At 73.6% G+C, this 25,318-nt stretch carries 26 protein-coding genes; 1 reads left to right on the plus strand and 25 read right to left on the minus strand.

The features are described 5' to 3' along the window. Positions 1–9: 9 nt before the first annotated feature. From ACIQVD_RS20235 to arc, 22 genes are all read right to left on the minus strand, one after another. A complete protein-coding gene (locus ACIQVD_RS20235) occupies positions 10–1,020 on the minus strand; it encodes a proline racemase family protein (protein ID WP_400679628.1) in 1,011 nt (336 codons plus the stop codon). Further along, complete coding sequence (locus ACIQVD_RS20240; RefSeq protein ID WP_400679626.1) at positions 1,020–2,399, minus strand: aldehyde dehydrogenase family protein; 1,380 nt, start codon at positions 2,397–2,399, stop codon at positions 1,020–1,022. Before ACIQVD_RS20240 ends, ACIQVD_RS20235 begins: the two co-directional genes overlap by 1 nt. 73 nt (positions 2,400–2,472) lie before the next feature. Further along, positions 2,473–3,480 (minus strand): proline racemase family protein, encoded by a 1,008-nt coding sequence (locus ACIQVD_RS20245; protein WP_400679624.1) that lies wholly within the window; start codon positions 3,478–3,480, stop codon positions 2,473–2,475. A gap of 98 nt (positions 3,481–3,578) precedes the next feature. Then, complete coding sequence (locus tag ACIQVD_RS20250; protein ID WP_402291061.1) at positions 3,579–4,442, minus strand: dihydrodipicolinate synthase family protein; 864 nt, start codon at positions 4,440–4,442, stop codon at positions 3,579–3,581. Between the two features lie 432 nt (positions 4,443–4,874). Then, the gene (locus tag ACIQVD_RS20255; protein ID WP_402290899.1) at positions 4,875–6,308 is read right to left on the minus strand and encodes an NAD(P)/FAD-dependent oxidoreductase; all 1,434 of its coding nucleotides are present in this window, start codon (positions 6,306–6,308) and stop codon (positions 4,875–4,877) included. Next, positions 6,289–6,597, minus strand: a complete 309-nt coding sequence (locus ACIQVD_RS20260; RefSeq protein WP_100839294.1) for a (2Fe-2S)-binding protein — start codon at positions 6,595–6,597, stop codon at positions 6,289–6,291. Before ACIQVD_RS20260 ends, ACIQVD_RS20255 begins: the two co-directional genes overlap by 20 nt. A gap of 91 nt (positions 6,598–6,688) precedes the next feature. Next, entirely contained in the window at positions 6,689–7,855 is a 1,167-nt protein-coding gene (locus tag ACIQVD_RS20265; protein ID WP_402290901.1) for an NAD(P)/FAD-dependent oxidoreductase, read from the minus strand. 144 nt (positions 7,856–7,999) lie between these two features. After that, entirely contained in the window at positions 8,000–8,893 is an 894-nt protein-coding gene (gene tatC / locus ACIQVD_RS20270) for a twin-arginine translocase subunit TatC (RefSeq protein WP_400679927.1), read from the minus strand. A 102-nt stretch (positions 8,894–8,995) separates the two neighbouring features. Further along, complete coding sequence (locus tag ACIQVD_RS20275; protein WP_400679615.1) at positions 8,996–9,265, minus strand: twin-arginine translocase TatA/TatE family subunit; 270 nt, start codon at positions 9,263–9,265, stop codon at positions 8,996–8,998. A gap of 131 nt (positions 9,266–9,396) precedes the next feature. Continuing rightward, positions 9,397–9,552, minus strand: coding sequence for a hypothetical protein (locus ACIQVD_RS20280; protein ID WP_158585321.1), 156 nt, complete (start codon positions 9,550–9,552; stop codon positions 9,397–9,399). Between the two features lie 12 nt (positions 9,553–9,564). Further along, a complete protein-coding gene (locus tag ACIQVD_RS20285) occupies positions 9,565–9,795 on the minus strand; it encodes a zinc ribbon domain-containing protein (protein WP_100839298.1) in 231 nt (76 codons plus the stop codon). Then, on the minus strand, positions 9,792–10,757 hold the full coding sequence (locus tag ACIQVD_RS20290; protein ID WP_400679612.1) for a helix-turn-helix transcriptional regulator: 966 nt from the start codon (positions 10,755–10,757) through the stop codon (positions 9,792–9,794). Before ACIQVD_RS20290 ends, ACIQVD_RS20285 begins: the two co-directional genes overlap by 4 nt. Further along, positions 10,754–11,728: a helix-turn-helix transcriptional regulator gene (locus ACIQVD_RS20295; RefSeq protein ID WP_400679610.1), complete on the minus strand. Its 975-nt coding sequence runs from the start codon at positions 11,726–11,728 to the stop codon at positions 10,754–10,756. The genes ACIQVD_RS20290 and ACIQVD_RS20295 overlap by 4 nt, the downstream gene beginning before the upstream one ends. Positions 11,729–11,845: 117 nt before the next feature. Beyond that, positions 11,846–12,217 (minus strand): FKBP-type peptidyl-prolyl cis-trans isomerase, encoded by a 372-nt coding sequence (locus ACIQVD_RS20300; RefSeq protein WP_035868835.1) that lies wholly within the window; start codon positions 12,215–12,217, stop codon positions 11,846–11,848. 59 nt (positions 12,218–12,276) lie between these two features. Next, positions 12,277–13,557, minus strand: coding sequence for an FKBP-type peptidyl-prolyl cis-trans isomerase (locus tag ACIQVD_RS20305; RefSeq protein ID WP_400679608.1), 1,281 nt, complete (start codon positions 13,555–13,557; stop codon positions 12,277–12,279). Positions 13,558–13,670: 113 nt separating this feature from the next. Next, the gene (locus tag ACIQVD_RS20310; RefSeq protein ID WP_400679605.1) at positions 13,671–14,666 is read right to left on the minus strand and encodes an FKBP-type peptidyl-prolyl cis-trans isomerase; all 996 of its coding nucleotides are present in this window, start codon (positions 14,664–14,666) and stop codon (positions 13,671–13,673) included. Between the two features lie 78 nt (positions 14,667–14,744). Beyond that, positions 14,745–16,106, minus strand: coding sequence for a Pup--protein ligase (gene pafA / locus ACIQVD_RS20315; RefSeq protein ID WP_033212823.1), 1,362 nt, complete (start codon positions 16,104–16,106; stop codon positions 14,745–14,747). A 96-nt stretch (positions 16,107–16,202) separates the two neighbouring features. Continuing rightward, a complete protein-coding gene (gene prcA / locus ACIQVD_RS20320) occupies positions 16,203–16,964 on the minus strand; it encodes a proteasome subunit alpha (RefSeq protein ID WP_100839303.1) in 762 nt (253 codons plus the stop codon). A gap of 32 nt (positions 16,965–16,996) precedes the next feature. Then, the gene (gene prcB / locus ACIQVD_RS20325; RefSeq protein WP_100839304.1) at positions 16,997–17,842 is read right to left on the minus strand and encodes a proteasome subunit beta; all 846 of its coding nucleotides are present in this window, start codon (positions 17,840–17,842) and stop codon (positions 16,997–16,999) included. A gap of 189 nt (positions 17,843–18,031) precedes the next feature. Beyond that, entirely contained in the window at positions 18,032–18,250 is a 219-nt protein-coding gene (locus ACIQVD_RS20330; protein WP_100839305.1) for a ubiquitin-like protein Pup, read from the minus strand. Positions 18,251–18,347: 97 nt separating this feature from the next. Beyond that, on the minus strand, positions 18,348–19,859 hold the full coding sequence (dop, locus tag ACIQVD_RS20335; protein ID WP_400679599.1) for a depupylase/deamidase Dop: 1,512 nt from the start codon (positions 19,857–19,859) through the stop codon (positions 18,348–18,350). Between the two features lie 115 nt (positions 19,860–19,974). After that, positions 19,975–21,741, minus strand: coding sequence for a proteasome ATPase (gene arc / locus ACIQVD_RS20340; protein ID WP_400679597.1), 1,767 nt, complete (start codon positions 21,739–21,741; stop codon positions 19,975–19,977). 227 nt (positions 21,742–21,968) lie between these two features. Between arc and ACIQVD_RS20345 the strand changes: the two genes are divergently transcribed. Beyond that, positions 21,969–22,256: a ferredoxin gene (locus ACIQVD_RS20345; protein ID WP_033255313.1), complete on the plus strand. Its 288-nt coding sequence runs from the start codon at positions 21,969–21,971 to the stop codon at positions 22,254–22,256. A 43-nt stretch (positions 22,257–22,299) separates the two neighbouring features. On the opposite strand, the gene ACIQVD_RS20350 is transcribed toward ACIQVD_RS20345, so the two are convergent. From ACIQVD_RS20350 to ACIQVD_RS20360, 3 genes are all read right to left on the minus strand, one after another. Then, positions 22,300–22,872 (minus strand): hypothetical protein, encoded by a 573-nt coding sequence (locus tag ACIQVD_RS20350; RefSeq protein WP_402290909.1) that lies wholly within the window; start codon positions 22,870–22,872, stop codon positions 22,300–22,302. 164 nt (positions 22,873–23,036) lie between these two features. Next, a complete protein-coding gene (locus ACIQVD_RS20355; RefSeq protein ID WP_400679592.1) occupies positions 23,037–24,005 on the minus strand; it encodes a tRNA (adenine-N1)-methyltransferase in 969 nt (322 codons plus the stop codon). A gap of 45 nt (positions 24,006–24,050) precedes the next feature. Next, the gene (locus ACIQVD_RS20360) at positions 24,051–25,253 is read right to left on the minus strand and encodes a site-2 protease family protein (protein WP_402290911.1); all 1,203 of its coding nucleotides are present in this window, start codon (positions 25,251–25,253) and stop codon (positions 24,051–24,053) included. Positions 25,254–25,318: the final 65 nt, after the last annotated feature.

The following is a 25,318-nucleotide window of genomic DNA, read 5'->3' on the forward strand; positions in this document are numbered from 1 at the left end:
CCCCGACGGTCACAGCAGGAACCCCGGGCCCAGGGTGTCCTCGGGGTCGAGGACGAAGCGGTGCTCGCCGGTGCGGTGGGCCGCGCCGGTGACCTCGGTGACGACCGCGCCGTCCTGCGGGGCGCGGACCCTGCCGGTGAAGGTGGTGCCGATGACCGAGTCGTGCCGCAGGGTGCGACCCGGAGCGAGGGCGCCGTCGTCGGCGAGCAGGGCGAGGCGGGCGGAGGTGCCGGAGCCGCACGGGGAGCGGTCAATCCGGCCGTCGGCGAAGACGGTGACGTTGCGCTGGTGCGGGCCGGACGGGGTGTCGGGCAGTTCGTCGTACAGGATGACGCCGTGGAGGCCGTCGCGGTGGTCGGCGAGCACCGGGTGGCCCGCCAGCGCGGCGCGGACCTCCCGGCCGGCGGCGGTCAGGTCGGCGAGCCGGTCGGGGACGACGGACAGGCCGAGCGCGGCGGCGGGCAGCGAGGCGTGGACCGCGCCGGAGTCCGCCAGGTCGACGGCCACCGGGCGTCCGAGCACGGTCAGGTCGACCTTGCGGGCCAGCACCCGGGTCGGCACGTTGCGGAAGGTCACGGCGGTGGTGCGACCGCCGCGGCGGTGCACGGTGGCGCCGACCCGGCCGGAGGGGACGTCGATCCGCACCAGCGCGGTGCCGTCGTCGGGGGCGTCGACCAGGCCGGTGTCCACGGCCCACGCGCCGAGCGCCATGGTGCCGTGGCCGCACGCGGTCGAGTAGCCGTCCCGGTGCCAGAACAGGACGCCGAAGTGCGCCTCGCCGTCGTCCGCGGGAACGACGAACCCGCCGTGCGTGCCGGCGTGCCCGCGCGGTTCCCGGGTCAGCAGGCGGCGCACGTCGTCCAGCGGGCCGGGCCGCGGCGCGGTCGCGCTGCCGCCCGCGCCGATCGCGATCGCCCGGCGCTCGGCGACGGTGTCGCCGGGCACCGGCGGCAGCCCGGCGACGACGATCCGGAACGGCTCGCCCGCGGCGTGGTAGTCGACCGTGGAGACCCGGCCCATCAGTACTCCCCGGCGGGCAGCACGCTGACGGTGCGCGAGGCGGTGTAGAAGTCGAGCGCGGCCCGCCCTTGCTCGCGGGGGCCGTACGAGGCGCCCTTGGCGCCGCCGAACGGCAGGTGGAAGTCGACGCCGCTGGAGGGCGCGTTGATCCGGATCATGCCCGCGTCCAGGCGGTCCGCGGCGGCCAGCGCCACGTCCAGGGCGCGCGAGTGGACGGAGGTGGACAGGCTGTGCCGGGTGTCGTTGGCCAGCGCGACCGCCTCGTCCAGGTCGGCGGCGGGCAGCAGCACCGCGACCGGGCCGAAGAACTCCTCCGCCAGCAGCGGGTGCCCGGCCGGGACGTCCGCCAGCAGGGTCGGCTCCAGGAACCAGCCCGCCCGGTCGGCCCCGGCCCCGCCGGCCAGCACGGTCGCGCCGCCGGCCCGGGCGGTGTCGATCGCCCCGGTCAGCCGCTCCAGCGACGGCCGGCCGATCACCGGCCCGCAGACGGTGTCCGGGGCGGCCGGGTCGGCGGCCGGGGTCCGTCCGAGCGCCTCGGCCAACGCCTCGGCCAGCGGCTCGTACGCGTCGCCGACGGCGATCACCCGGCCGGTCGCGGTGCACTTCTGGCCCGCGTACCCGGCGATCGCAGCGGCCAGGTGGGCGGCGGCCTGCGCGATGTCGGCGTCGGGCAGCACCAGGGCGGCGTTCAGGCCGCCCATCTCGGCCTGCACCGGGACGCCGCGCCCGCTCGCCCCGGCGACCACCGCGCGGCCCACCCCGGACGAGCCGGTGAACGAGACCACGTCCGCGCTCCCGACCAGCGCCGTCCCCTCCTCGGCGCCGCCCGGGACGACGGTCAGCACGCCCGCGGGCAGGTCCGCGAGTTCGGCCAGCCGCAGCGCGCAGGCCACCGCCTCCGCCGACGGCTTGAGCACCACCGCGTTGCCGGCCGCCAGCGCGGGCGCGGCCTTCCAGGTCGGGATCGCCAGCGGGAAGTTCCACGGCGTGATCAGCCCGGCCACCCCGTGCGGGCGGCGGCGGGTCAGCAACAGGCCCTGGCCGGCGGCCGGTTCGTGCACCTCGCCGGAGGCGGCGAACGGCGCCTGCGCGTAGTAGCGCCAGATCGCCACCGTGCGGGCCACCTCGCCGCGCGCCTCGGCCACCGGCTTGCCGACCTCGCGCACCACCAGCGCGACCAGTTCCTCGGCCGCCGCCTCGACCGCCGCGGCGGCCCGGCCCAGCGCGAGCGACCGCCCGGCCGCCCCCAGCGCCCACCAGCCGCGCTGCGCCTCCCGCGCCCCCGCGACCGCCGCCGCGACGCCGTCGGCCCCCGTCGACGGCACCGAGGCCACCAGGTCGCCGGGGTCGGCGGGGTTGTACGAGTCGATGGTGCTCATGCTCAGGAACCTTCCATTGAACGTGAATTGACGGATCGGCACAGAAAGCCACCACCCCCGGCGGGCGGGCGCGCTACAGCAGGAAGCCCGCCGGGAACGGGTCCGTCGGGTCGAGGAAGTACTGCGCGGTGCCGGTCACCCAGGCCCGGCCGGTGACGGTCGGGACGACGGCGGGCAGCCCGGCGACGGTAGTCTCCTCGACCAGGCGGCCGGTGAAGGTCGTCCCGATGAAGGAGTCGTTGCGGAACTCGGCGCCGATCGCCAGCTCGCCGCGCGCGTGCAGCTGGGCCATCCGCGCCGAGGTGCCCGTCCCGCAGGGCGAGCGGTCGAACCAGCCGGGGTGGATGGCCATCGCGTGCCGGGAGTGCACCGCGTCCGAGCCGGGCGCGAGCAGCTGGACGTGGTGGCAGCCGTGGATGGACGGGTCCTCGGGGTGCGTCGGCCGGTGCCCGTCCGCGGCGTTGATGGCGTCCATCACGGCCAGCCCGGCGGCCAGGATCTCGTCCTTGCGCCCGCGCTCGAACGGCAGGCCGAGCCGTTCCAGCGGCAGGATCGCGTAGTAGTTGCCGCCGTACGCGAGGTCGTAGCCGACCGTCCCGTACCCGGGCACCTCCAGCTTCCGCTCCAGCGCCGCCGCGTACGAGGGCACGTTGCGGATGGTGACGCCGACCGCCGCGCCGTCCACCACCCGGACCTCGGCGACCACCAGCCCGGCGGGGGTGTCCAGCCGCACCGTGGTGACCGGTTCGACCACCGGCACCATGCCGGTCTCCACCAGCACGGTGGCCACGCCGATGGTGCCGTGCCCGCACATCGGCAGCAGCCCGGAGACCTCGATGTACAGCACCCCGAAGTCGGCGTCCGGCCGGGTGGGCGGCTGGAGGATCGCGCCGCTCATCGCGGAGTGGCCGCGCGGCTCGTACATCAGCAGCGTGCGGAACTCGTCGAGGTGCCGCTGGAAGTGGGTGCGCCGCTCGGCCATGGTGGCGCCGGGGATGGTGCCGAAGCCCCCGGTGACCACCCGGGTGGGCATGCCCTCGGTGTGCGAGTCGACGGCGTGGAAGACGTGGCGGGTCCGCATCGCGGTTGTTCTCTCCAGTCGGCTGTCGGCGGGTCCGGACCTCCGGCGGCCGGGCCGGCTCCCCTCCGGGGCCGACCCGAACCGCCTTGCGGCACGGGCTACTTGTGGCCCTCGGCGAGCGCCTTCCCGGTCGCGGCGCGCACCGCGGCCTCGACCTCCGGGACGAGCGGCAGGCGCGGGGCGCGGGTCGGACCGCCGGGGCGCCCGGCGAGGTCCATGGAGAGCTTGATGGCCTGGACGAACTCGGTCCTGGAGTCCCAGCGCAGCAGCGCGTGCAGCGAGCGGTAGAGCGGGACGGCGGTGGCCGGGTCGCCGGAGACGGCCGCGTGGTACAGCTCGGCGCAGGCGGCGGGCAGCGCGTTCGGGTAACCGGCGATCCAGCCGACCGCCCCGGCCAGGGCCAGCTCCAGCAGGACGTCGTCGGCGCCGATCAGCAGGTCCAGCCCGGGGGCCAGCTCGGCGATCTCGTAGCCGCGGCGGACGTCGCCGGAGAACTCCTTGACCGCGACGATCGAGCCGTCCGCGTGCAGCTGCGCCAGCAGCGGCGGGACCAGGTCGACCTTGGTGTCGATCGGGTTGTTGTAGGCGACGACCGGCACCCCGACCCGGGCCACCTCGGCGTAGTGGGCCCGCACCGCGGCCTGGTCGGCCCGGTAGGCGTTCGGCGGCAGCAGCAGCACCGAACCCGCCCCGGCCTCGGCGGCCTGCTCGGCCCAGCGCCGCGACTCGGCACTCCCGTAGGCCGCCACGCCGGGCATCACCCGGGCCCCGTCCCCGGCCGCCTCGACGGCGGTGGTGACGACCCTGGCCCGCTCCTCGGCGGTGAGCGTCTGGTACTCACCGAGCGAGCCGTTGGGGACGACGCCGTCGCAGCCGCTGTCGATCAGCCAGCGGACGTGCTCGGCGTAGGCGTCGTAGTCCACCGTGAGGTCGTCACGGAAGGGCAGCGCGGTGGCGACCATGATGCCGCGCCAGGGACGGGCGGGGTCGCGGGGGGTGCGGGTCACGGGGATCTCCCTCGATATGATGTGTGACATTTTATAAGTGGGCACCAGGGACCACAAGGCCCCCGCCACCACCGGGCGGCCCCACGGCTCCCCGGCCTTCGGCCGGAAGCGCCCCTCGGTACGTCCTCTCGGCCCGCCCGGCCGGAAGCCCTCACACCGGGGGTGCGCCCGGGTTCTCGACCGGCGCGGCGAGAGCGCGTGCCGGGCGGGCCCGGCCGCCGGCCCTGGGGCCTGTCTTCGAACCCCCGTCGTAGCCCTGCGGCGTCCGGTACGTGCTCTCGGCGGGCCGGGCGAAGGGCCTCGTACTGGACGTACTCGGCTCTCTGCCCGGTGCGGCGGGAGTGGGTGCCGGGCGTTGCGGGGCAGGCGGGGGTCTGAAGACAGGCCCTAGTCCGGCCCCGGCTCGGCCAGTTGCGCCAGCGGCACCGGACAGGACAGCGGTCGGCTGTCCGGCCGCCCGGCTCCGCCGCCGGACAGGCGGGCCACCGCGGGTCCGCACATCCGGCCCTGGCACCAGCCCATGCCGGCCCGGGTGAGCAGCTTGACCGTCCGGGCGTCGCCGGCACCGAGCCGTTCGACGGCCTCCCGGACCGCCCGGGCCGGGACCTCCTCGCAGCGGCAGACCTCGGTGTCGTCGGTGACCCAGCCGGTCCAGTCCGGCCCGGGCGCGTGCGCGGCGGCCATCAGCGCGGCGAACGCGCGCCGCCGTCGGCGGACGGCCGCCGCCCGGGCGGGGAGCGGGCGTCCGGCCACCGCGTGGGCGGCCAGCACGCCCTCGGCGAGCGCCAGGTCCGCGCCGCCGACGCCGCAGGTCTCCCCCGCCGCCCACAGCCCGGGCACGCTGGTGCGCTGCCGGGCGTCCACCGCCAGGGCCACCGCGCCGTCCGGCCCGGCGGCCGTCGCGGCGCCCAGTTCGGTGGCCAGCTCGATCTGCGGCACCAGCCCGTGGCCGATCGCCAGCGCGTCGCACCCGATCCGCCGCTCGCTGCCCGGCACCGGCCTCCACCGGGCGTCCAGCCGGGCCACCGTGACGGCGGTGACCCGGTCGGTGCCGTGCGCCTCGACCACCGCGCTGCCGCGGCGCAGCCGCACCCCGTGGCGCAGCAGCCGGGCGCCGTGCGCGGCGCCCTCGGCGAGTTTCCCGGGGTTGCCGGCCAGCACCGGCAGCCCGCGGACGTAGCCGAGGTACGAGGTGGCCTCCACGATCGCGGGGACCTCCGCCCCGGCCGCGACCAGCGAGGAGGCGGCGGCCAGCAGCAGCGGGCCGCTCCCGGCCACCACGACGCGTCGGCCGGGCAGCACCAGGGAGGACTTGAGCATCGCCTGCGCGCCGCCCGCGGTCACCACCCCGGGCAGCGTCCAGCCGGGGAAGGGCAGTTGCCGCTCGTGCGCGCCGGTGGCCAGCAGGACGGCCCGGGCCCGGACGGTGGCCCGGTCGGCCGCCCCGGGGCCGCGGGTGGCGTGCAGGCGCCAGGGCCCGGTGTCGTCGCCCGGGGCGCCCGCCTCCAGCGCCCAGACGTGGTGGCCGGCCAGGTGGTCGACCAGCGGCGAGGCCGTCAGCCGCTCGCGCAGCCGGGCGAACACCGTCCAGCCGTGGTGCAGCCGCTCCGGCCGGGCCGCGCCCAGTTCGGGGGCGGGGTGCCGGTAGTACTGGCCGCCGGGCCGGCTGCCCGCGTCCACCAGGGCGACCCGCAGGCCGAACCCGGCGGCGGCGTCGGCGGCGGCCAGCCCGGCGGGGCCCGCGCCGATCACGGCGAGGTCGTAGCGGTCGCGGCGCGGCCCGTCCCGGTGTTCGCGCGGCTCAGACTCCGAGGTCGGCATGGCCGTGCCCCTCCTGGGTGGTGACGGTGTCGCCGTGCTCGGCGGGCAGCAGGCACAGGCGCTGGTTGGGTCGGCCGTTGACGGTGGCCAGGCAGTCGAAGCACTGCCCGATCCCGCAGAACGCCCCGCGCGGACGGCCCCCGCGCCGGGTGGTGCGCCAGGCCGGCACGCCGTCGGCCCACAGCGCGGCGGCCAGCGTCTGCCCGGGCAGCGCGGGCACCGGGCGGCCGTCGAACCGGAAGGTCCGGACGGGGCCGGGTTCGGCCCCCACCAGGTCGAGCGGGTCCACGGCTACTCCTCCCCTTCCCGTACGTCGCACCGCACCGGCCACCCCGCGCGGAAGCCCGCGCACCGCCACCCGCTCACCCCGCGCCACCCGCTCACCCCGCGTCCTCGGCGCCCTCGGCGTCGTCGAACCGCTCCGGTCGGAACGGCGCCAGGTCCAACTCCGGCTCCGCGCCGGTGAGCTGGCGGCTGATCAGCAGCCCGGTGGCGGGTGCCAGCCCGATGCCCGCGCCCTCGTGCCCGCAGGCGTGGTACAGCCCGGGCGCCCGGACGTCGTGCCCGACGGCCGGCAGGTGGTCGGGCAGGTAGGGGCGGAAGCCCCGGTAGGCGCGCTGGACCTGGGCGGCGCGCAGCACCGGGAACAGCGCGGCGGCCTGGGCGGCGAGCCGGTGCAGCACCTCGGGGCTGAGGGTGCGGTCGAAGCCGACCCGCTCGCGGCTGGCGCCGATCAGCACCGGCCCGGCGGGGGTGCCCTCGACCACGGCGGAGGACTGGAGGCCGGCCGAGCCGGAGGCGACGTCGGCGACGTAGTCGGCGGCGTAGACCTTGTGCCGGACGATCCGCGGCAGCGGTTCGGTGACGAGGACGAAGCCGCGCCGGGGCAGCACCGGCAGGCGGACCCCGGCCAGCGCGGCGAGTTCGCCGCCCCAGGTGCCGGCGGCGTTGACCACGGCGGGGGCGGCGAGGGCGCGGCGGGCGGTGGCCACGCCGGTGACGGCGCCGCCGGGGCCGCGCAGCAGGCCGGTGACGGCCTCGCCGAGGTAGCGGTCGGCGCCGGAGGCGCGCAGCAGGTGGGCGGCGGCCAGCGCGGGCTGGACCTGGGCGTCCTGCGGGTACAGGTAGCCGCCGGGCAGGTCGGCGGCCAGGTGCGGTTCGAGCTCGGGCAGTTCGTCGGCGGTGACCGGGACGGCGGTCACCCCGGCGGCGCGCTGCTGCGCGGCGAAGCCGTGCAGCGGGTCGAGTCCGGCGGGGCCGGTGGCGACCACCAGGCCGCCCTTGGGCTCGTACTCGACGCGTGCGCCGAACTCGGCGGCGAGGTCGCGCCACAGGCCGGTGGAGAGCAGGGCGAGGTCGAGTTCCGGGCCGGGTTCCTTGTCGGAGACCAGCAGGTTGCCCTCACCCGCGCCGGTGGTCCCGCCGGCCACCGGCCCGCGGTCCACCACGGCGACCTCCAGGCCGGACCGGGCGGCGTAGTAGGCGCAGGCGGCACCGACCACGCCGGCCCCGACCACCACGACGTCGTAGGAGTTTCGCTTGAGCACCTCAGTAATATGTCACATGGCTCGAACTCCGGGCAAGGACTCCCTCCACCCGGTCGTCACCGCCCCCCGGAACGCCGAACGGCCCCGGACCGACGGGTCCGGGGCCGTTCACCGCCGCGCGGGGCTCGCCGCCCGCGCGCCCGGTCAGGTGATGTCGTCGATCTGGTCGCGGCGCGAGGCCGGGACCGGCGCGGGCGCCTCCACCGTCTCGACCCCGCCGACCGGCTCGGCGCCCGCCACGCCCTCGACCGTCAGGTCGACCCGGGAGGCCTCCTCGTCGCTCAGCCCGGCGTCGGGGTTGCGGGCGGCCTTGCGCTTGTCGTTGAGGAGCGCGACCCCGACCGCCAGGAAGTACAGCGCCCAGATCGGCGCGGCCAGCGCCAGCATCGACAGCGGGTCGGTGGACGGGGTGGCGAAGGCCGCGAACACCGTGATGCCCATGACCATCGCGCGCCACCAGCTGAGCAGCCGCCTGCCGGTGAGCACCCCGACCAGGTTGAGCATCACCAGGAACAGCGGCAGTTCGAAGCCCGCGCCGAACACCAGCACCATGCGGGTGATCAGGTCCAGGTACGTCTCCACCGGCACGATCGACTTGACGCCGTCGCCGACGAAGCTGATCAGCATCTCCGCGGTCAGCGGCATCACCACGTACGCGAGCACCGCGCCGGCCAGGAACAGCGGGGTGCCGACCAGCAGGAACGCCACCGAGTAGCGCTTCTCGTGCTGGTGCAGGCCGGGCGCCACGAACTTCCACAGCTGGTACAGCCAGACCGGGGTGGCGGCCACCGCGCCGGCCGTGAGGCTGACCTTCAGCATGACCGTGAACGGGGTGGTCAGGCCGATGTTGGAGATCTCCGCGCAGTGCTTCAGGCCGGCCGGCAGGGTGCCGTCCGGGTTGCACGCGGGCAGCGGCTCGATCAGGAAGTCCAGCAGCGCCTTGTGGTAGAACACCGCGACGATCGTGAAGAGGATGATCGCCAGCAGCGACTTGACCAGCCGGTTGCGCAGTTCGCGGAGATGGTCGGCGAGCGCCATCCGCCCCTCAGGGTCCTTGGCCGCTTTGCTCGTCTTGCTCAACCCGGTCCTCGAATCGTGCGCTCGTCGTAGTCGGTGTGGTGCGGGGCCCGACGCGGGCGTTCAGGCGGCCCGGTCGGGGCGGGGGGCGCCCGGGGCGGCCTTGACCACCCGTTCCGGTTCGGCGGCGGGCCGCGCGGCCGGGGCGGGGGCGGGGGCGGCGGGCGCCTGTCGGCCGGAGTCGAACTCCCGGCGCAGCGCCCTGCCCTCGCTCTTGAGGATCCGCAGCGAGCGGCCCAGGGCCCGCGCCGCGTCCGGCAGCCGCTTGCCGCCGAACAGCAGCACCGCGAGCGCCGTGACCAGCAGCAGCGAGCCGGGTGAAAGGAGTCGCATCCGCAGTGCACCGCCTTCCTCGTCCGGGAGGCAGGGCCCCCTCTCTGCGGGCGATGGTAGCCGCTCGGGGTGTCCGCGCGGGAACCCGGTACCCAACGATCGGGTACCGGTCACCGACCGTCCGGCCGTGGTCAGTCGCCCGCGGCGGCCCGCTGCAGCGCGCCGACCGCGCCGTCCACCTCGCGGGCCAGCGCCCGCACGTCCAGCCACAGCCGCAGCGCCAGCGCGCCGAGCACCAGCAGTCCCGCGGTGGACAGCAGGACGGCTCCGACCAGGGTCCAGTTCACGTGCGGTCCTCCCTATCCGTCCACCGGCAGCAGCCGCATGGTGCGCACGCCGGCCTCGGTGAGCGCGGCGACGATCTTCTCCCCGGCGATCTTGCGGACGACCGCTCCGCAGGCCGGGCAGGTGAAGCTGTAGAAGGTGCGCTCCTTGCTGGCGCCGAGCGCCAGCCGGAACTCGCGGGCCGGGAGCTCGACCTTCTCCCGGCACTGCGAGCAGTACACCTTGAATCTGGTGCCGTCGGTCACGTGGTTCCGACCTGTCCGTCCCGGTAGTGCTCCAGCGCGGCCAGCGCGGCGGTGCGGGCCTGTTCGGCGAGCTGGGCGGGGGCGGTGATCCGGCCGTCCCGGCCCAGCCGCAGGGCGAGCGGGCGCAGGCCGGACGGCTCGGCGGAGCGCAGGGTGATCCGCAGGCCGCCGTCGGGGAGCTCCTCGGCGCTGTCGTGGGTGTAGTACTCGGCGACCCAGCGGCCGCCGGGGCCGACCTCGACCACCACCTGCGGGTCCTCGGCGGTGGGGGCGACCAGCCCGGCGGACAGGTCGCGGGGCTGGAGCCGGGGCGGGTTGGCGGGTTCGTCGAGCACCTTGATCTCGGCGATCCGGTCGAGCCGGAAGGTGCGCCGGTCCTCGGAGGTGCGGCACCAGCCCTCCAGGTAGGTGTGGCCCTCGGTGACCAGCCGGATCGGGTCGACCTCGCGCTCGGTCAGCTCGCCGCGGCCGTGCGACCAGTAGCGCAGCCAGATCAGCCGGCCCTCGCTGAGGGCGCGGTCGATGTCGGCGAAGACGGTGCCCTCGGCCTCGAAGGTGACGCCGACCCGGGCCGCGGACTCGGCGTTCTCGCCCGCCGCGTCCTCGATCTTGGCGACCGCCCGGGTGAGCGCCTGCCGGTCCCGCTCGCGCAGGCCGGGCAGCCCGGCGACGGCTCGGGCGGCGACCAGCAGCGCGGTGGCCTCGTCGGCGGCCAGCCGCAGCGGCTGGGCGACGTCGTCCACGTTGTGCCACCAGATCCGCTCGCCGTCGGTGTCGATGTCGAGCAGGTCGCCGCCGCGGAAGGAGGTGCCGCACATCGGCAGCACGTTCAGGTCGCCGATCAGCTCCCGCTCGGTGATCCCGAACGCCCGCGCCACCTCGGCGACCTCGGCCCCGGGCCGCTCGCGCAGGTAGGTGACCAGCGACAGCATCCGGCGCGTCTGGTCGATCGCGTTGCTCATGCCTGCACCTCCGCGAGACCGGCGACGGCGCGCAGCCGGTCGATGACGTCGGCCCGCAGGTCCTCCGGGCCGATCACGATGACGTCGGGACCGTACTCGGCCAGGTCGGCGCCCAGGCCGTTGCCGTACGGGATGTCCAGCTCGTCCCAGTCGGCGTCGGCCGGCCGGGTCTCCAGCGCGCGCTGGCGCAGCGGGTAGGCGGCGCCCGAGCGCACCCTGACCCGGGCCACCGCGGTGGCGCCCTCGCCGGCGAACCGGGCCACCACGGCCCGGACGTCCACGTGCTCGGGCACCTCGCCGGTGAACGCGCCGGCCCGGGAGCGGACCTTGCCGGTGATCCGGGAGAGCCGGAAGACCCGGGCCGAGCCGCGGTCGCGGTCGTAGCCGGCCAGGTACCAGTGGCCGCGCCAGCACTCCAGCGCCCAGGGCTCCACCGAGCGCGGCTCGGCGGTGGCGGCGCCGGCCTTGCGGTAGTCGAAGGTGACCGGCCGGCGGTCCCGGGCGGCGGTGAGCAGCGGCTCGAACGCGGCCTCCCGGCCGGGGATCCGCGGCTCCAGCGCGCCGTGCTCGCGGTCCTCGGCGAACGGGACGCCGGCCGCGCGCAGCTTCTGCAGGGCGCCGCTGGCGGCGCCGGACATCTTCGCCTGCTGCCAGACCCGGGCGGCCAGCGCCAGCGCGGCGGCCTCCTCGGCGTCCAGCGCGATCTCGGGGAGCCGGTTGCGGTCGCGGCGGGCGAGGTAGCCGATCTCGCCGTCGAGCGCGTTCTCGTCCACGTCGATGATCAGGCCGAGTTCGCGCAGGTCGTCCTTGTCGCGCTCGAACATCCGGTTGAAGGCGTCCTCGGAGCCCTGTTGCCAGGCCTCCCGGTACGCCTCGACGGACTCGCGCAGCTCTTTCTTGGAGAGCGGACGGCGGGTGTTCATCAGGCACAGGGCGAGGTTCATCAGCCGCTCTGCCTTGGCGATCGCCATCGGTGACCCTTCCTCCGATCGGGGGTGACCCGCCTGACCGTACCGGTACGAGCACGTCCAGAGAAAGCCGAACCCCCGGCTCCTGGCGGAACCGGGGGTTCGGTGGTGCGTCCGAGGTCAGACGCCCAGCAGGTCCACCACGAAGATCAGGGTGGAGCCGGCCGGGATGAGCGGGCTCGGGGACTGGTTCCCGTACGCCAGGTGCGGCGGGATGATCAGCTCGCGCCGGCCGCCGACCCGCATGCCCTCGACGCCCTGGTCCCAGCCCTTGATGACCCGGCCGCCGCCCAGCGGGAAGCGGAAGGTCTGGCCGCGGTTCCAGGAGGCGTCGAACTCCTCGCCGGAGGCGAAGGTGACACCGACGTAGTGGACCTCGACGACCGCGCCGGCCTTGGCCTCGGCGCCGTCGCCGACCACGATGTCGCGGATCTGGAGCTCGGTCGGGGCGTCGCCGCCCGGGAAGTCGATCTCCGGCTTGGTCAGGCTCACGATTGCTCTTCTCGTTCGGTTGCGTGAACGGGACTCATCCTAGGCGCACCGACGGGCCGTCAGCTGTCGCCGCCGCCGACACCGGCGTCCAGGATGTCGACCACGAACACCAGGGTGGAGTTGGCCGGGATGCTCTCGCTGGCCTGGTCCTTGTAGCCCAGCGAGGCGGGGATGACCAGCTCGACCCGGCTGCCGATGTTCTGGCCGACGATGCCCTTGTCCCAGCCCTCGATGACGCTGCCGGCGCCGGTGGTGAAGGTGAACGCCTGCCCGCGGTCGAGCGAGGAGTCGAACTTCTTGCCGTCCTTGTACAGCGCGCCGGTGTACTGGACCAGCACCTTCTCGCCGGACTCGATCTTGCGGCCCTTGCCCTGGATCAGCACGTGGCTCTTCAGGTCGGTCGGGTCGGCGGCGCCCTTGGGCGGGGTGATGTCGGCGGGCTTGGTGCCGTTGTCCTTGACCTGCGGGAAGTCCGCGGGCGGCGGGGTCACGTCACCGGAGAGCACCGCGCCCGGCGCGGTGGCCTGCCGGATGTCCAGCACGAAGACCAGGCTGTCGGCGGCCCCGATGCCCAGCTGGCTGTTGCCCTGCGCGCCGAACGCGGCCCCGGGCGGGGCGACCACCAGCAGGCGGCTGCCGGCCTTGTGGCCCTCGACGGCGTTGTCCAGCGCCGGGATCAGCGACCCGCCGCCGGCCTGGTACAGCTGCGGCTTGCCGTTCTCCTCCCCGTACGAGCCGGGGATGTCCTTGCCGGTCTGCCAGTCCATCGCCGTGTAGTCGACGGTGACCCAGTTGCCCTTCTCCACCTTCGGGCCGTTGCCCGCGGAGAGCTCCTTGACCACGAACGTCCCGTCCGGGGCGTCCTTGGGCAGCGTGATGGCCGCCTTGGAGCCGAAGTCGCCGGCGACGGTCGGCAGCACCTTGGCGCTGTCCTTGATCGGCGGCACCGGCTCCTGGGTCGGCGTGTCCGAGGGAGCGGGGCTGGCGGCGGCCGAGTCCGCCTGCGCGGAGGGCTTGCCGTCGTCCTTGTTGACGTAGTACATCGTCACGCCGGACGCGACCAGCAGCACGGCCAGGACCGAGCCCAGGATCACGCCGAGCCGGCCCACCCCGCCCGGGTCCTCGTCGTAGCCCGCTTCGGAGAGCGGCACCTTGCGCTGGTTGGACGCGAAGACCTTCGGGGCCTCCTCGGCCTTCTCCCCGGGGGCCACCGGGGCGGTGGGCGGCGCCCACCCCGCCTGGGTCAGCATCTCGGCGGGGACGACGATCGACTCGCGGTCCACCGAGGGCTTGTTCCCGTTGGTGTCGGCCTCGCCCGGGCTCGACGCTTTCTCAGACATGACTCCCCATTCGACTCGCCCGACGACGCGTGTACCACTGGTGCGGGGCAGCAGTATGTCAGGTCGGCATGAGAGCGGGTCAGCCCGGCCCTCGCCCGGCTGTCAGGCGGTTCTCAGACGGCTTCCAGGATGTCGATCACGAACACCAGGGTGGAGTTCGCCGGGATCGAGCCGCTGGCCTGGTCGCCGTAGCCCAGCGACGGCGGGACCACCAGCAGCACCCGGCTGCCGACGTTCTTGCCGACCAGCCCCTGGTCCCAGCCCTTGATCAGGCTGCCGGTGCCGACCTGGAGGGCCTGCGCGCCGCCGTGGTTCCACGAGGAGTCGAACTGCTTGCCGTCCGTCCAGGTCACGCCGGTGTACTGGACCACCAGCGTCTGCCCGCTCTGCACCTGCGGGCCGGTGCCCTGGACCAGCACGTACTGCTGGAGGTCGGCGGGCGGCTGCTGGCCGGCCGGGACGGTGATGGTCGGCGCGGCCTTGCCGTTGTCCTTCACCTGCGGGGCGTTCGCGGGCGGCTGGGTGAGGTCCCCGGGGACGGTGGTGTCCTGTGGCAGCGTGCTCACCACGTCCAGCACGAACACCACGGTGTCGTCCTTGCCGACGCCCAGCGCGCTGGAGCCCTGGCTGCCGAACCCGGCGGCCGGCGGGGCCACCACCAGCACCCGGCTGCCGGCCTTCCGGCCCACCACGCTCTGGTCGAAGGCGGGCACCAGCTGCCCGCTGCCCGGCTGGTACAGCTGCGGCTTGCCGCCGGAGTCGTAGGAGCTGGACAGGTCCTTGCCGCTGGTCCAGTCCTTGACGGTGTAGTTGACGGTCACCCAGTCGTTCTTGTTGACCACCGCCCCGGAGCCCTCGCTCACGGTGCTCACCACGAACTGCCCGGACGGCGGCTCGGTGGGCAGCGTGATGGTCGCCTTCGAGCCGAAGTCCCCCGAGACGGTGGGCATCGGCGAGGCGGACGCCACCGGGCTCGGCACCTCGGCGGCGGAGGCCGAGGAGGCCGCCGGCGTCGTCGCGGTGGACTTCCCGGAGCCGCCCGAGCTGCTGCACCCGGCGAGCAGCGCGACGGTCAGGGGAACGGTGAGCAGGTAGGCGGTTCGACGCATGACGTCAGCCTATGACCCGATTCGTCCGGTCCGTCGGAGGCGCGGCGCGCCCCCGGCGGACCGGACCGGGCCGGCGGATCACATCCCGGCGATCAGCTTCTCCACCCGCTCGTCCACCGAGCGGAACGGGTCCTTGCACAGCACGGTGCGCTGCGCCTGGTCGTTCAGCTTGAGGTGCACCCAGTCGACGGTGAAGTCGCGGCGCTGCTCCTGGGCGCGCCGGATGAAGTCGCCGCGCAGCCGGGCCCGGGTGGTCTGCGGGGGCACCGACTTGCCCTGGAAGGTCAGCAGGTCGGTGGTGACCCGCTTGGCCTGGCCGTTCTTCTGCAGCAGGTAGAACAGGCCGCGGCGGCGGTGGATGTCGTGGTAGGCGAGGTCGATCTGGGCGACCCGCGGGTTGGACATGGTCATCTGGTGCTTGGCCCGGTACTTCTCGATCAGCTGGTACTTCATGATCCAGTCGATCTCGGTGCCGACCTTGGCCAGGTCCTCGCTGCGCACCGCCTCCAGGGTGCGGCCCCACAGGTCCAGCACCCGGGCCACCGTGCCCTCGTTGAGGCCCTTGCGGTCGGCGAACTCCAGCGCCTTGGTGTAGTACTCCTCCTGGATCTCCAGGGCGGAGGCCTCCCGGCCGTTGGCCAGCCGGACCTGGTGGGTGCCGGTCAGGTCGTGGCTGACCTCGCGGATCGCCCGGATCGGGTTCTCCAGCGTCAGGTCGCGCATCACCACGCCGGCCTCGATCAGCCGCAGCACCAGGTCGGTGGCGCCGACCTTGAGCAGCGTGGTGGTCTCCGACATGTTGGAGTCGCCGACGATGACGTGCAGCCGCCGGTAGCGCTCGGCGTCGGCGTGCGGCTCGTCGCGGGTGTTGATGATCGGGCGGGAGCGGGTGGTGGCGGAGCTGACGCCCTCCCAGATGTGCTCGGCGCGCTGGCTGACGCAGTAGACCGCGCCGCGCGGGGTCTGCAGCACCTTGCCGGCGCCGCAGATCAGCTGCCGGGTGACCAGGAACGGGATCAGCACGTCGGCCAGCCGGGAGAACTCGCCGTGCCGGGCCACCAGGTAGTTCTCGTGGCAGCCGTAGGAGTTGCCGGCCGAGTCGGTGTTGTTCTTGAACAGGTAGACGTCGCCGGCGATGCCCTCCTCGTGCAGCCGCCGCTCGGCGTCCACCAGCAGGCCCTCGAGGATCCGCTCGCCGGACTTGTCGTGGGTGACCAGCTCGGTGACGTCGTCGCACTCGGGGGTCGCGTACTCGGGGTGGGAGCCGACGTCGAGGTAGAGCCGGGCGCCGTTCTTCAGGAAGACGTTGCTGCTGCGGCCCCAGGAGACGACCCGGCGGAAGAGGTAGCGGGCCACCTCGTCCGGCGACAGCCGGCGCTGGCCCCGGAAGGTGCAGGTGACTCCGTACTCGTTCTCCAGCCCGAAAATTCGGCGGTCCATGTGCGACTCTTCTCTGTTCGAAGCTCGGTGGAACCCCTCGGTGGCGGTCGGTGGACCGGCGGGCGGCCCGCGCTGCGCGGCGGGCCGCCCGGGCGGTCATTCGGTGTCGGTGCTCGCGTCGCCCGCGCCGTCGGCGTCCTCGTCGGCGGCCGACTCGTCGCCGCTGAGCAGCCGGGCCAGCTGGCCGCCCAGGATGCGCTTGAACTTCCGCTGCTGGAAGCGCTGGCGGTCCAGGACGGCGACCTCCAACTGCTCCGGCGTCATGGCGCGGGGGCTGCCGCCGTTGGGGTCGCGGGCCAGGCCGTCGACCGCCAGCTTGAGCGCCTCGGCGAGGGTGAGTCCGGCCCGGTGGCGCTGGCCGAGGTAGTTGCCGATGGAGTCGGCGTTGCCGCCGACCACCACGGCGTTCTTCTCGTCCACCACCGAGCCGTCGGGGGTGAGCCGGTAGATCTGGTCGTCGGCGGGGGTGCGGCCCACCTCGGCGACGATCAGCTCGACCTCGTAGGGCTTCTCCCCGACCGAGGAGAAGATGGTGCCCAGGGTCTGGGCGTAGACGTTGGCCAGGCCGCGGGCGGTGACGTCGGCCCGGTCGTAGGAGTAGCCGCGCAGGTCGGCGTAGCGCACGCCGCCGATCCGGAGGTTCTCGAACTCGTTGTAGCGGCCGACCGCGGCGAAGGCGATCTTGTCGTAGATCTCGGAGACCTTGTGCAGGGCCCGTGAGGTGTTCTCCGCGACGAAGACGATGCCGTCGGCGTAGGTGAGCACGACCACGCTGCGGCCGCGGGCGATGCCCTTGCGGGCGTACTCCGCGCGGTCCGCCATGGCCTGCTGGGGCGAGACGTAGAACGGCGTGGACACCGCCGGTCTCCCTTCGGGTGGTTGAGGCGGACTCAGAGAAGCGGGGCCTGCGGGCCGTTGGGGTGCTCGCGGCGCCGGTCGGTGATGGAGACCGCGATCGCGGAGACCTCCGCCTCGGTGAGCCGGCGGAAGCCGTCCTCGGTGATCAGCGTGACGATCGGGAAGATCTTGCGGGCCAGGTCGGGCCCGCCGGTCGCCGAGTCGTCGTCGGCGGCGTCGTACAGCGCCTGGACGGCGAGGGTGGCGGCCTCGTCGCCGGTCAGGCCGTCCCGGTAGAGCTTCTTCATCGAGCCGCGGGCGAAGACCGAGCCGGAGCCGGTGGCGGCGAAGCCGGCCCGCTCCTCGGAGCGGCCGCCGGTGACGTCGTAGGTGAAGATCCGGCCGCGGCCGAGGTCGAGGTCGTAGCCGGCGAAGACCGGGACGACCGCGAGGCCCTGCATGGCCATCGCCAGGTTGGAGCGGATCATCGTGGTGAGCCGGTTGGCCTTGCCCTCGAACGAGAGCACGGCGCCCTCGATCTTCTCGTAGTGCTCCAGCTCCAGCTGGAACAGCCGGACCATCTCGACCGCCAGGCCGGCCGTGCCGGCGATGCCGACGGCGCTGTACTCGTCCGCCGGGAAGACCTTCTCGATGTCCCGCTGGGCGATGACGTTGCCCATCGTGGCGCGGCGGTCGCCGGCCAGCACCACGCCGCCGTCGAAGACCGCGGCGACGATCGTGGTGCCGTGCGGCGCCTCGACGGTCATCCCCTCGGGGAGGGTGCGCCGCCCGGGGAGCAGCTGGGGCGCGTGGCTGTCGAGGAAGTCCAGGAACGAGGAGGAGCCGGGGGTGAGGAAGGCGGCCGGCAGACGCCCGGTGCCACTGAGGTTGGCTTCCACACGTGTCCTTCCGGATCGAAGATCGAAAGTTGCTTGGTGCCCCGGACCCTACCCGCTTCCGGGGCCGGTTCCACGCTCTCCGGGGGAGCTGCTCCGAGGAGCTTCCGGCAACACGAGGCCGCAGGCGCGCTCAGGGCACACCTGCGGCGCTCGTGCTGCTCTTTTCGGTGGACGGAGGGGTTTCCCCTCTCACTCGCCGCCCTTCTGGACGAATCCGCGCACGAAATCCTCGGCGTTGGATTCCAGTACCTCGTCGATTTCGTCGAGTACCGAGTCGACGTCGTCGCTGAGCTTTTCCTGGCGCTCCTTGAGCTCGTCCGAGGCCTGCGTTTCCGCCGCCTGCTCCTCGGCCTCCTCGGAGGAGCGGTTGGCCCGCTGCTGACCGCCGCCGGTGTCCTTCTCCGCCATTTTCCTCACCCCGCTCGTTCGGTGTTCTCGTTCAACGCTGGCTGCTCACCGGAATGATTCCCCGTCCGGGAAACGTTCACCCTCGGTGATCGAAAAGTTACCCGCCGGAGAGGACGCGCACCAGGTCCTCGGCGGTGCGGCACCGGTCGAGCAGCTCCTTGACGTGCTCCCGGGTGCCGCGCAGCGGCTCCATGGTCGGGACGCGCTGGAGGCTGTCGTGGCCGGGCAGGTCGAAGATGACGGAGTCCCAGGAGGCGGCGGCCACGTGGTCGGCGTACTGCTCCAGGCAGCGGCCGCGGAAGTAGGCCCGGGTGTCCTCGGGGGGCCGGGTGACGGCGCGGCGCACCTCGTCCTCGTCGAACAGCCGGTCGAACCGGCCGCGCGCCTCCAGCCGGTTGTAGAGGCCCTTGTCGGGCCGCACGTCGCTGTACTGGAGGTCGACCAGCTGGAGCCGGGGGCTGTCCCACTCCAGGGCGTCGCGCTGCCGGTAGCCCTCCAGGATCTCCTTCTTGGCGATCCAGTCGAGCTGCCGGGACAGGCTCATCGGGTCCCGCTCCAGGCGGCCCAGCACGTCCTCCCAGCGGGCCAGCACGTCCACGGTCTGGTCGTCGGCGTCCTGCCCGTAGCGGTCCTCGACGTACTTGCGGGCGAGCTCGCAGTACTCCATCTGGAGCTGCACGGCGGTCAGCTTGCGGCCGCTGCGCAGCTGGACCAGCTGCTTGAGCTCCGGGTCGTGGGAGACCCGGTGCAGGGTGCGCACCGGCTGGTCGACGGCGAGGTCGACGGCGATGAAGCCGTCCTCGATCATCGACAGGACCAGCGCGGTGGTGCCGAGCTTGAGGTAGGTGGAGACCTCGGAGAGGTTGGCGTCGCCGATGATGACGTGCAGCCGGCGGTACTTCTCGGCGTCGGCGTGCGGCTCGTCGCGGGTGTTGATGATCGGGCGCTTGAGGGTGGTCTCCAGGCCGACCTCGACCTCGAAGTAGTCGGCGCGCTGGCTGATCTGGAAGCCGTGCCCGCCGCCCTCCTGCCCGATGCCGACCCGGCCGGCCCCGCACACCACCTGGCGGGAGACGAAGAACGGGGTCAGGTGGCGGACGATGTCGGCGAACGGGGTGGCCCGCTGCATCAGGTAGTTCTCGTGGGTGCCGTAGGAGGCGCCCTTGTTGTCGGTGTTGTTCTTGTAGAGCAGGATCCGCTGCCCGTTGGGCAGCTCCAGGGCGCGCTCGGCGGCCTCCGCCATGATCCGCTCGCCCGCCTTGTCCCAGAGCACCGCATCGAGCGGGTTGGTGACCTCGGGCGAGGAGTACTCGGGGTGGGCGTGGTCGACGTAGAACCGGGCGCCGTTGGTGAGGATGACGTTGGCCAGGCCGATGTCCTCGTCGGTGAGCTGGCTGGAGTCGGCCACCTCCCGGGCCAGGTCGAAGCCCCGGGCGTCGCGCAGCGGATTCTCCTCCTCGAAGTCCCAGCGGGCGCGGCGCGCCCGGTGCATCGCCGCCGCGTACGCGTTGACGATCTGGGACGAGGTGAGCATGGCGTTGGCGTTGGGGTGGCCGGGCACGGAGATGCCGTACTCGGTCTCGATCCCCATCACGCGCCGTACGGTCATGCGGCCCTCCTGACCTGTGGGTACTGCTGGGTACTGCTGGGCGGTGCCGGTGCAGACGCACCGTCCGGCTGCGGAGCCCTGCCGAGCGCCGCAGCCGGACGGGGTGGTGCGCGTGCTACAGGTACTGCCCGGTGTTGGCGACGGTGTCGATGGAGCGGCCGGACTCGGCGCCCTGCTTGCCGGTGACGAGGGTGCGGATGAAGACGATCCGCTCGCCCTTCTTGCCGGAGATGCGGGCCCAGTCGTCCGGGTTGGTGGTGTTCGGCAGGTCCTCGTTCTCCTTGAACTCGTCCACGCAGGCGGCGAGCAGGTGGGAGACGCGCAGACCGCGCTGGCCGTGGTCGAGGTAGTCCTTGATGGCCATCTTCTTCGCCCGGTCGACGATGTTCTGGATCATCGCGCCGGAGTTGAAGTCCTTGAAGAACAGCACTTCCTTGTCACCGTTGGCGTAGGTGACCTCCAGGAAGCGGTTCTCCTCGGTCTCCGAGTACATCCGCTCGACCACCGACTGGATCATCGCGGCGACGGTGACCGACACCGAGCCGTCGTGCTCCTTGAGGTCGTCCGGGTGGAACGGGAGGGTGTCCCGCAGGTACTTGGAGAAGATGTCCTTGGCCGCCTCGGCGTCCGGCCGCTCGATCTTGATCTTGACGTCCAGGCGGCCGGGCCGCAGGATCGCCGGGTCGATCATGTCCTCGCGGTTGGAGGCGCCGATGACGATGACGTTCTCCAGGCCCTCCACGCCGTCGATCTCCGCCAGCAGCTGCGGGACGATGGTGTTCTCCACGTCCGAGCTGACGCCGGAGCCGCGGGTGCGGAAGAGCGACTCCATCTCGTCGAAGAAGACGATGACGGGTGTGCCCTCGCTCGCCTTCTCCCGGGCCCGTTGGAAGACCAGGCGGATCTGCCGCTCGGTCTCGCCGACGTACTTGTTGAGCAGCTCGGGGCCCTTGATGTTCAGGAAGTAGCTCTTGCCCTGCGGCCGACCGGTCACCTCGGCGACCTTCTTGGCCAGCGAGTTGGCCACTGCCTTGGCGATCAGCGTCTTGCCGCAGCCGGGCGGGCCGTAGAGCAGGACGCCCTTGGGCGGCCGGAGCTCGTACTCCTTGAACAGGTCGGCGTGCAGGTAGGGCAGCTCGACCGCGTCCCTGATCTGCTCGATCTGGCCGGACAGGCCGCCGATCTGCCGGTAGTCGATGTCCGGGACCTCCTCGAGGACCAGCTCCTCGACCTCGGACTTCGGCACCACCTCGTACACGTAGCCGGAGCGCGGCTCCAGCAGCAGGGCGTCGCCCGCCCTGATCGTGACGCCGTGCAGCGGCTCGGCGAGCCGGACCACCCGCTCCTCGTCGGTGTGGCCGACGACCAGCGCGCGGTCGCCGCCCTCCAGCACCTCCTTGAGCGTGACGATCTCGCCGATCCGCTCGAACGCCATCGCCTCGACGACGTTCAGCGCCTCGTTGAGCATCACCTCCTGGCCGCGGCGCAGCTCGTCCAGCTCGACGCTGGGGCTGACGTTGACCCGGAGCTTGCGGCCACCGGTGAAGATGTCGGCGGTGCCGTCCTCGTTCTTCTCGAGGAAGGTGCCGAATCCGGCCGGCGGCTGTGCGAGCCGGTCGACCTCCTCCTTGAGGGCCACGATCTGGTCGCGGGCCTCTCGCAGGGTGGCGACGAGCCGCTCGTTCTGGGCGGTCACGCCGGCCAAGCTGTTCTGGAGCTCGACGATCCGCTCCTCAAGAACCCTTGAGCTGCGCGGAGAATCGGCGAGCCTGCGCCGCAGGACGGCGATCTCCTGCTCGAGGTACGAGACCTGTGCGGCCTCGTCGGACCCCCGTGCGGGCCTGCCGGCGCTGCGGTCGTAGTCGTCATCGTGGGCTGCCACGGTCCTCACCTCCTCCTGGGGGAGCTGGACGACCCAAACCTACCTGGCACCAGGGTCATGTAAACCCCTAGATCAGAAAGATGGATCGGGCGTGTCCGATGTCCGCCCCGCTCGCTTCCCCTCTGGTAGAGGAGATGCCCACCGCTCAACGGTTCAAAGCAGCGCGGATGTATCGTGACAGGAATGTCCCCGAATGCGGGGCGACCAGAGCAGAAACGGCAGGGGCAATGGCGGGGACTGGCGAGGCACTCGAAGTCTGGATCGACCAGGATCTGTGCACCGGCGACGGCATCTGCGCGCAGTACGCGCCCGAGGTCTTCGAGCTCGACATCGACGGGCTGGCCTACGTGAAGGGCGCGGACGACGAACTGCGCCAGCAGCCGGGCGAGACGGTGCCCGTGCCGCTGACGCTCCTTCAGGACGTGGTGGACTCGGTCAAGGACTGCCCGGGCGACTGCATCCACGTCCGCCGCGCGGCGGACGGCGTCGAGGTCTACGGGCCGGACGCGGACTGACCCGGCCGACCGGCCCGGCCCGGACGGCCGGGCTGACCGGCCCTCAGCTGCCGCGGACCGGCGTGGCGGTCTCGGTCTTCGTCCACGCCCCGCCGCCGGCCCGCTTCCAGGACAGCTCGACCTCCAGGTCGGGCGCGAAGCGCGGCACGTCCGGCGAGGAGTAGCCGCGGGCCCTGCCGCGGATCGAGCCGTCGCTGCGGATCGCCAGCTCGGTGACGGTCAGGCCCTCGGTGTCGGGCAGCAGCACGGCGGGCGGGCCGTCCGGTCCGACCAGGAACACCCCGTCCGGCGGAGTGCCCATGTCGGCCTGGCAGTGCGCGGCGGCGACGGTCACCGGGGCGCCGCCCAGCACCGCGGCCGTCCTCAGGCTCACCGCGACCGGGAAGGGCCCGCAGTCGAGGGGGAGGTCCGCCTTCGACAGGTCCGCCTCCGGCGGGGCCGCCGTCCCCGCCGCCGAGCCGGCCGTCGGCTCCGCGGCCGGCTGACCGGCCGTCACGGCCCCGGTCGCCGAGGTCGCCCCCAGCGCCCCGCCCACCACGGCCGCGCACCCCGCCGCGACCAGCACCCAGTGCTTCAACCCCGAGCGCGCGTGCCCGGGTATCCGACGCTCCGTCACCACGAGACTCCCCTTTCCGGTCCGCGCATCCTCGCACACCGGCGCGGGCCGTCGCCCGGCCGGGGCGCGGGGGCGTCCGCGCGGGCCGGGGAACGCCGACAGCCAGGTCGCGGGGCGGCAGTGACCCGCCGTTCCCGCGCGACCTGGCTGTCGGTGCGCTGCCGTTACTGCGGGAGTTCCCGCGCGTCGTGCGAGGCGGCCTCGCGCTGGGCCTTGCGGACGGCCGCGCGCTCGGCGAGCGTCAGCTCGCTCTCCGGGCCGGTCTCGTAGTCCTCGCCGTAGGAGCCCTTCGCGGGGCGGCGGCGGCGCAGCGGGGGCTCGACGCCGTCGGCGAGGCGGCGGGCGGTGAGGAGGAAGCCGGTGTGGCCGATCATCCGGTGGTCCGGGCGGACGGCGAGGCCCTCCAGGTGCCAGGTGCGGACCATGGTCTCCCAGGCCTGCGGCTCGGTGAAGGTGCCGTGCTCGCGCAGCGCCTCGACGGTGCGCGACATCTGCGTGGTGGTGGCCACGTAGCAGCAGATCAGGCCGCCGGGGACGAGCGCCTTGGAGGCGACGTCCAGGCACTCCCAGGGGGCGAGCATGTCGAGGATGACCCGGTCGACGTCGGCCTCGACCAGGTTGTCCTGGAGGTCGCCGACGGTGAGCTTCCAGGCCGGGTGCGGGCCGCCGAAGTAGCGCTCGACGTTGCCGCGGGCGATGTCGGCGAAGTCCTGCCGGCGCTCGTAGGAGGCGAGCATGCCGGTGTCGCCGACGGCGCGCAGCAGGTAGGTGGAGAGGGCGCCGGAGCCGACGCCCGCCTCGACCACCCTGGCGCCGGCGAAGATGTCGGCCATGGCCAGGATCTGCCCCGCGTCCTTGGGGTAGATCACGGCGGCGCCGCGCGGCATGGACAGGACGTAGTCGGGGAGCAGGGGGCGCAGCGCGAGGTACGGGACGTTGCCCGTCGTGCGGACGACCGTGCCCTCGGGAGCGCCGATCAGCTCGTCGTGCGGGAACGCACCCTTGTGGGTGTGGAACTGGTTCCCGGCCTGGAGCGTGAACGTGTAGTGGCGGCCCTTGGGGTCGGTCAGCTGGACCTGGTCCCCGACCTGGAAGGGCCCGCGTCGGCGGGCGGCACCGGTCGGTTCGGACATGGGGGCCATCCTACGGGAGCCGGGGGGCTGCCCCCGACCACATGATCAGTCCGCTCCGGCGGCCCGGCCGAGCAGCGCGGCGGTGAGCCTGCGTTCGAGGTCGCTGAGCGAGAGCACGCCGTAGACCGAGCCGTCCGGCCGGACCACCAGGTACTCGGTGGCGGGGGCGCGGCGCAGGACGTCGAGGATCTGCTCGCCGGCCAGGTCGACGGGGACGGTGAGGCCGGGTTCGAGGTCGCGGGAGACGGCGGTGACGGCGACCCAGGGGCGGCGGTGCTCGGGGACGGCGCTGACCGCGGACTCCTTGACCACGGCGGTCGGCTCGCCGCGGCCGTCGACCACCACGATCGCCCCGGCGTGCGCCTCGCGGGCCCGGCGCATGGCCTCGCCGAGGGGGGTGTCGGCGGGGACGTCGATGCTGCGGCGGGCCAGCTCGCGGATCCTGAGCCGGGGCAGCACCTCCTTGAGGCGGGCGTTGCGCAGCGAGTTCCCGGCGCCCTGCCAGATGATGAAGCCGAGGATCGCGGCGAGCACGCCGTCGACCATGGCCTCGGTGGCGGAGCGCTCGACGTCCTGCGAGGAGCTGAAGACCGGCAGGCCGAGGACGACGGCGACGGCCAGCGCGCGGCCGACCCAGACCGCCGCCAGGGTGCCCTTCATCGGTTTGCCGGTGCAGGCCCAGACCACGGCGCGCAGCATCCGGCCGCCGTCCAGCGGGAGGCCGGGGAGCAGGTTGAAGGCGGCGACCACCAGGTTGGAGACCATCAGCCCGGCGAGCAGCACGCCGGGGACGGTGGCGGGTTCGACGGCGCGCAGGCCGAGCCAGAAGGCGCCGCCGAGGGCGAGCGAGAGCAGCGGGCCGACGAAGGCGAGCCAGAACTCGCGCCAGGGGCGGTCGGCCTCCTTCTCGATCTCGGAGACGCCGCCGAGGAACTGGAGCTGGATGCGGCGCACCCCGAGCCGGTAGCGCAGGCCGACCAGGGTGTGGGCGAGCTCGTGGACCAGGACGGAGCCGTAGAAGGCGACGGCGAAGGAGAAGGCGAGCAGGTAGCGGGCGGCGCCGAGGTCGGGCAGGACGTCGGCGAGGCGGCTGCCGAAGATCCAGGTGATCAGCGCGGCGACCAGGAACCAGGACGGGGTGACGTAGACGGGCACGCCGAACGGACGGCCCATCAGGATGCCGCCGCGCGGCTGGTCGTCGGGCTTCGGCTTCGGCCTCTCCGGTGCCCGCCCCTCGGTGTCGTTCACCGTGCTCCTCTCTCGCCGTCCGCTGGTGCCTCGTACGCTACGTGATCTCCCGGCGGGAACGGCGG

The organism is Kitasatospora sp. NPDC090308, assembly GCF_044769485.1.
Classification (GTDB): Bacteria; Actinomycetota; Actinomycetes; order Streptomycetales; family Streptomycetaceae; genus Kitasatospora; species Kitasatospora fiedleri.

Excerpts from the sequence above, each read along its gene's own strand:
- ACIQVD_RS20235 (WP_400679628.1), bottom strand. The coding sequence starts at position 1,020 with ATGGGCCGGGTCTCCACGGTCGACTACCACGCCGCGGGCGAGCCGTTC.
- ACIQVD_RS20240 (WP_400679626.1), bottom strand. The coding sequence starts at position 2,399 with ATGAGCACCATCGACTCGTACAACCCCGCCGACCCCGGCGACCTGGTG.
- ACIQVD_RS20245 (WP_400679624.1), bottom strand. The coding sequence starts at position 3,480 with ATGCGGACCCGCCACGTCTTCCACGCCGTCGACTCGCACACCGAGGGC.
- ACIQVD_RS20250 (WP_402291061.1), bottom strand. The coding sequence starts at position 4,442 with ATGGTCGCCACCGCGCTGCCCTTCCGTGACGACCTCACGGTGGACTAC.
- ACIQVD_RS20255 (WP_402290899.1), bottom strand. The coding sequence starts at position 6,308 with ATGCCGACCTCGGAGTCTGAGCCGCGCGAACACCGGGACGGGCCGCGC.
- tatC (WP_400679927.1), bottom strand. The coding sequence starts at position 8,893 with ATGGCGCTCGCCGACCATCTCCGCGAACTGCGCAACCGGCTGGTCAAG.
- ACIQVD_RS20275 (WP_400679615.1), bottom strand. The coding sequence starts at position 9,265 with ATGCGACTCCTTTCACCCGGCTCGCTGCTGCTGGTCACGGCGCTCGCG.
- ACIQVD_RS20290 (WP_400679612.1), bottom strand. The coding sequence starts at position 10,757 with ATGAGCAACGCGATCGACCAGACGCGCCGGATGCTGTCGCTGGTCACC.
- ACIQVD_RS20295 (WP_400679610.1), bottom strand. The coding sequence starts at position 11,728 with ATGGCGATCGCCAAGGCAGAGCGGCTGATGAACCTCGCCCTGTGCCTG.
- ACIQVD_RS20305 (WP_400679608.1), bottom strand. The coding sequence starts at position 13,557 with ATGTCTGAGAAAGCGTCGAGCCCGGGCGAGGCCGACACCAACGGGAAC.
- ACIQVD_RS20310 (WP_400679605.1), bottom strand. The coding sequence starts at position 14,666 with ATGCGTCGAACCGCCTACCTGCTCACCGTTCCCCTGACCGTCGCGCTG.
- pafA (WP_033212823.1), bottom strand. The coding sequence starts at position 16,106 with ATGGACCGCCGAATTTTCGGGCTGGAGAACGAGTACGGAGTCACCTGC.
- ACIQVD_RS20330 (WP_100839305.1), bottom strand. The coding sequence starts at position 18,250 with ATGGCGGAGAAGGACACCGGCGGCGGTCAGCAGCGGGCCAACCGCTCC.
- dop (WP_400679599.1), bottom strand. The coding sequence starts at position 19,859 with ATGACCGTACGGCGCGTGATGGGGATCGAGACCGAGTACGGCATCTCC.
- ACIQVD_RS20345 (WP_033255313.1), top strand. The coding sequence starts at position 21,969 with ATGGCGGGGACTGGCGAGGCACTCGAAGTCTGGATCGACCAGGATCTG.
- ACIQVD_RS20355 (WP_400679592.1), bottom strand. The coding sequence starts at position 24,005 with ATGTCCGAACCGACCGGTGCCGCCCGCCGACGCGGGCCCTTCCAGGTC.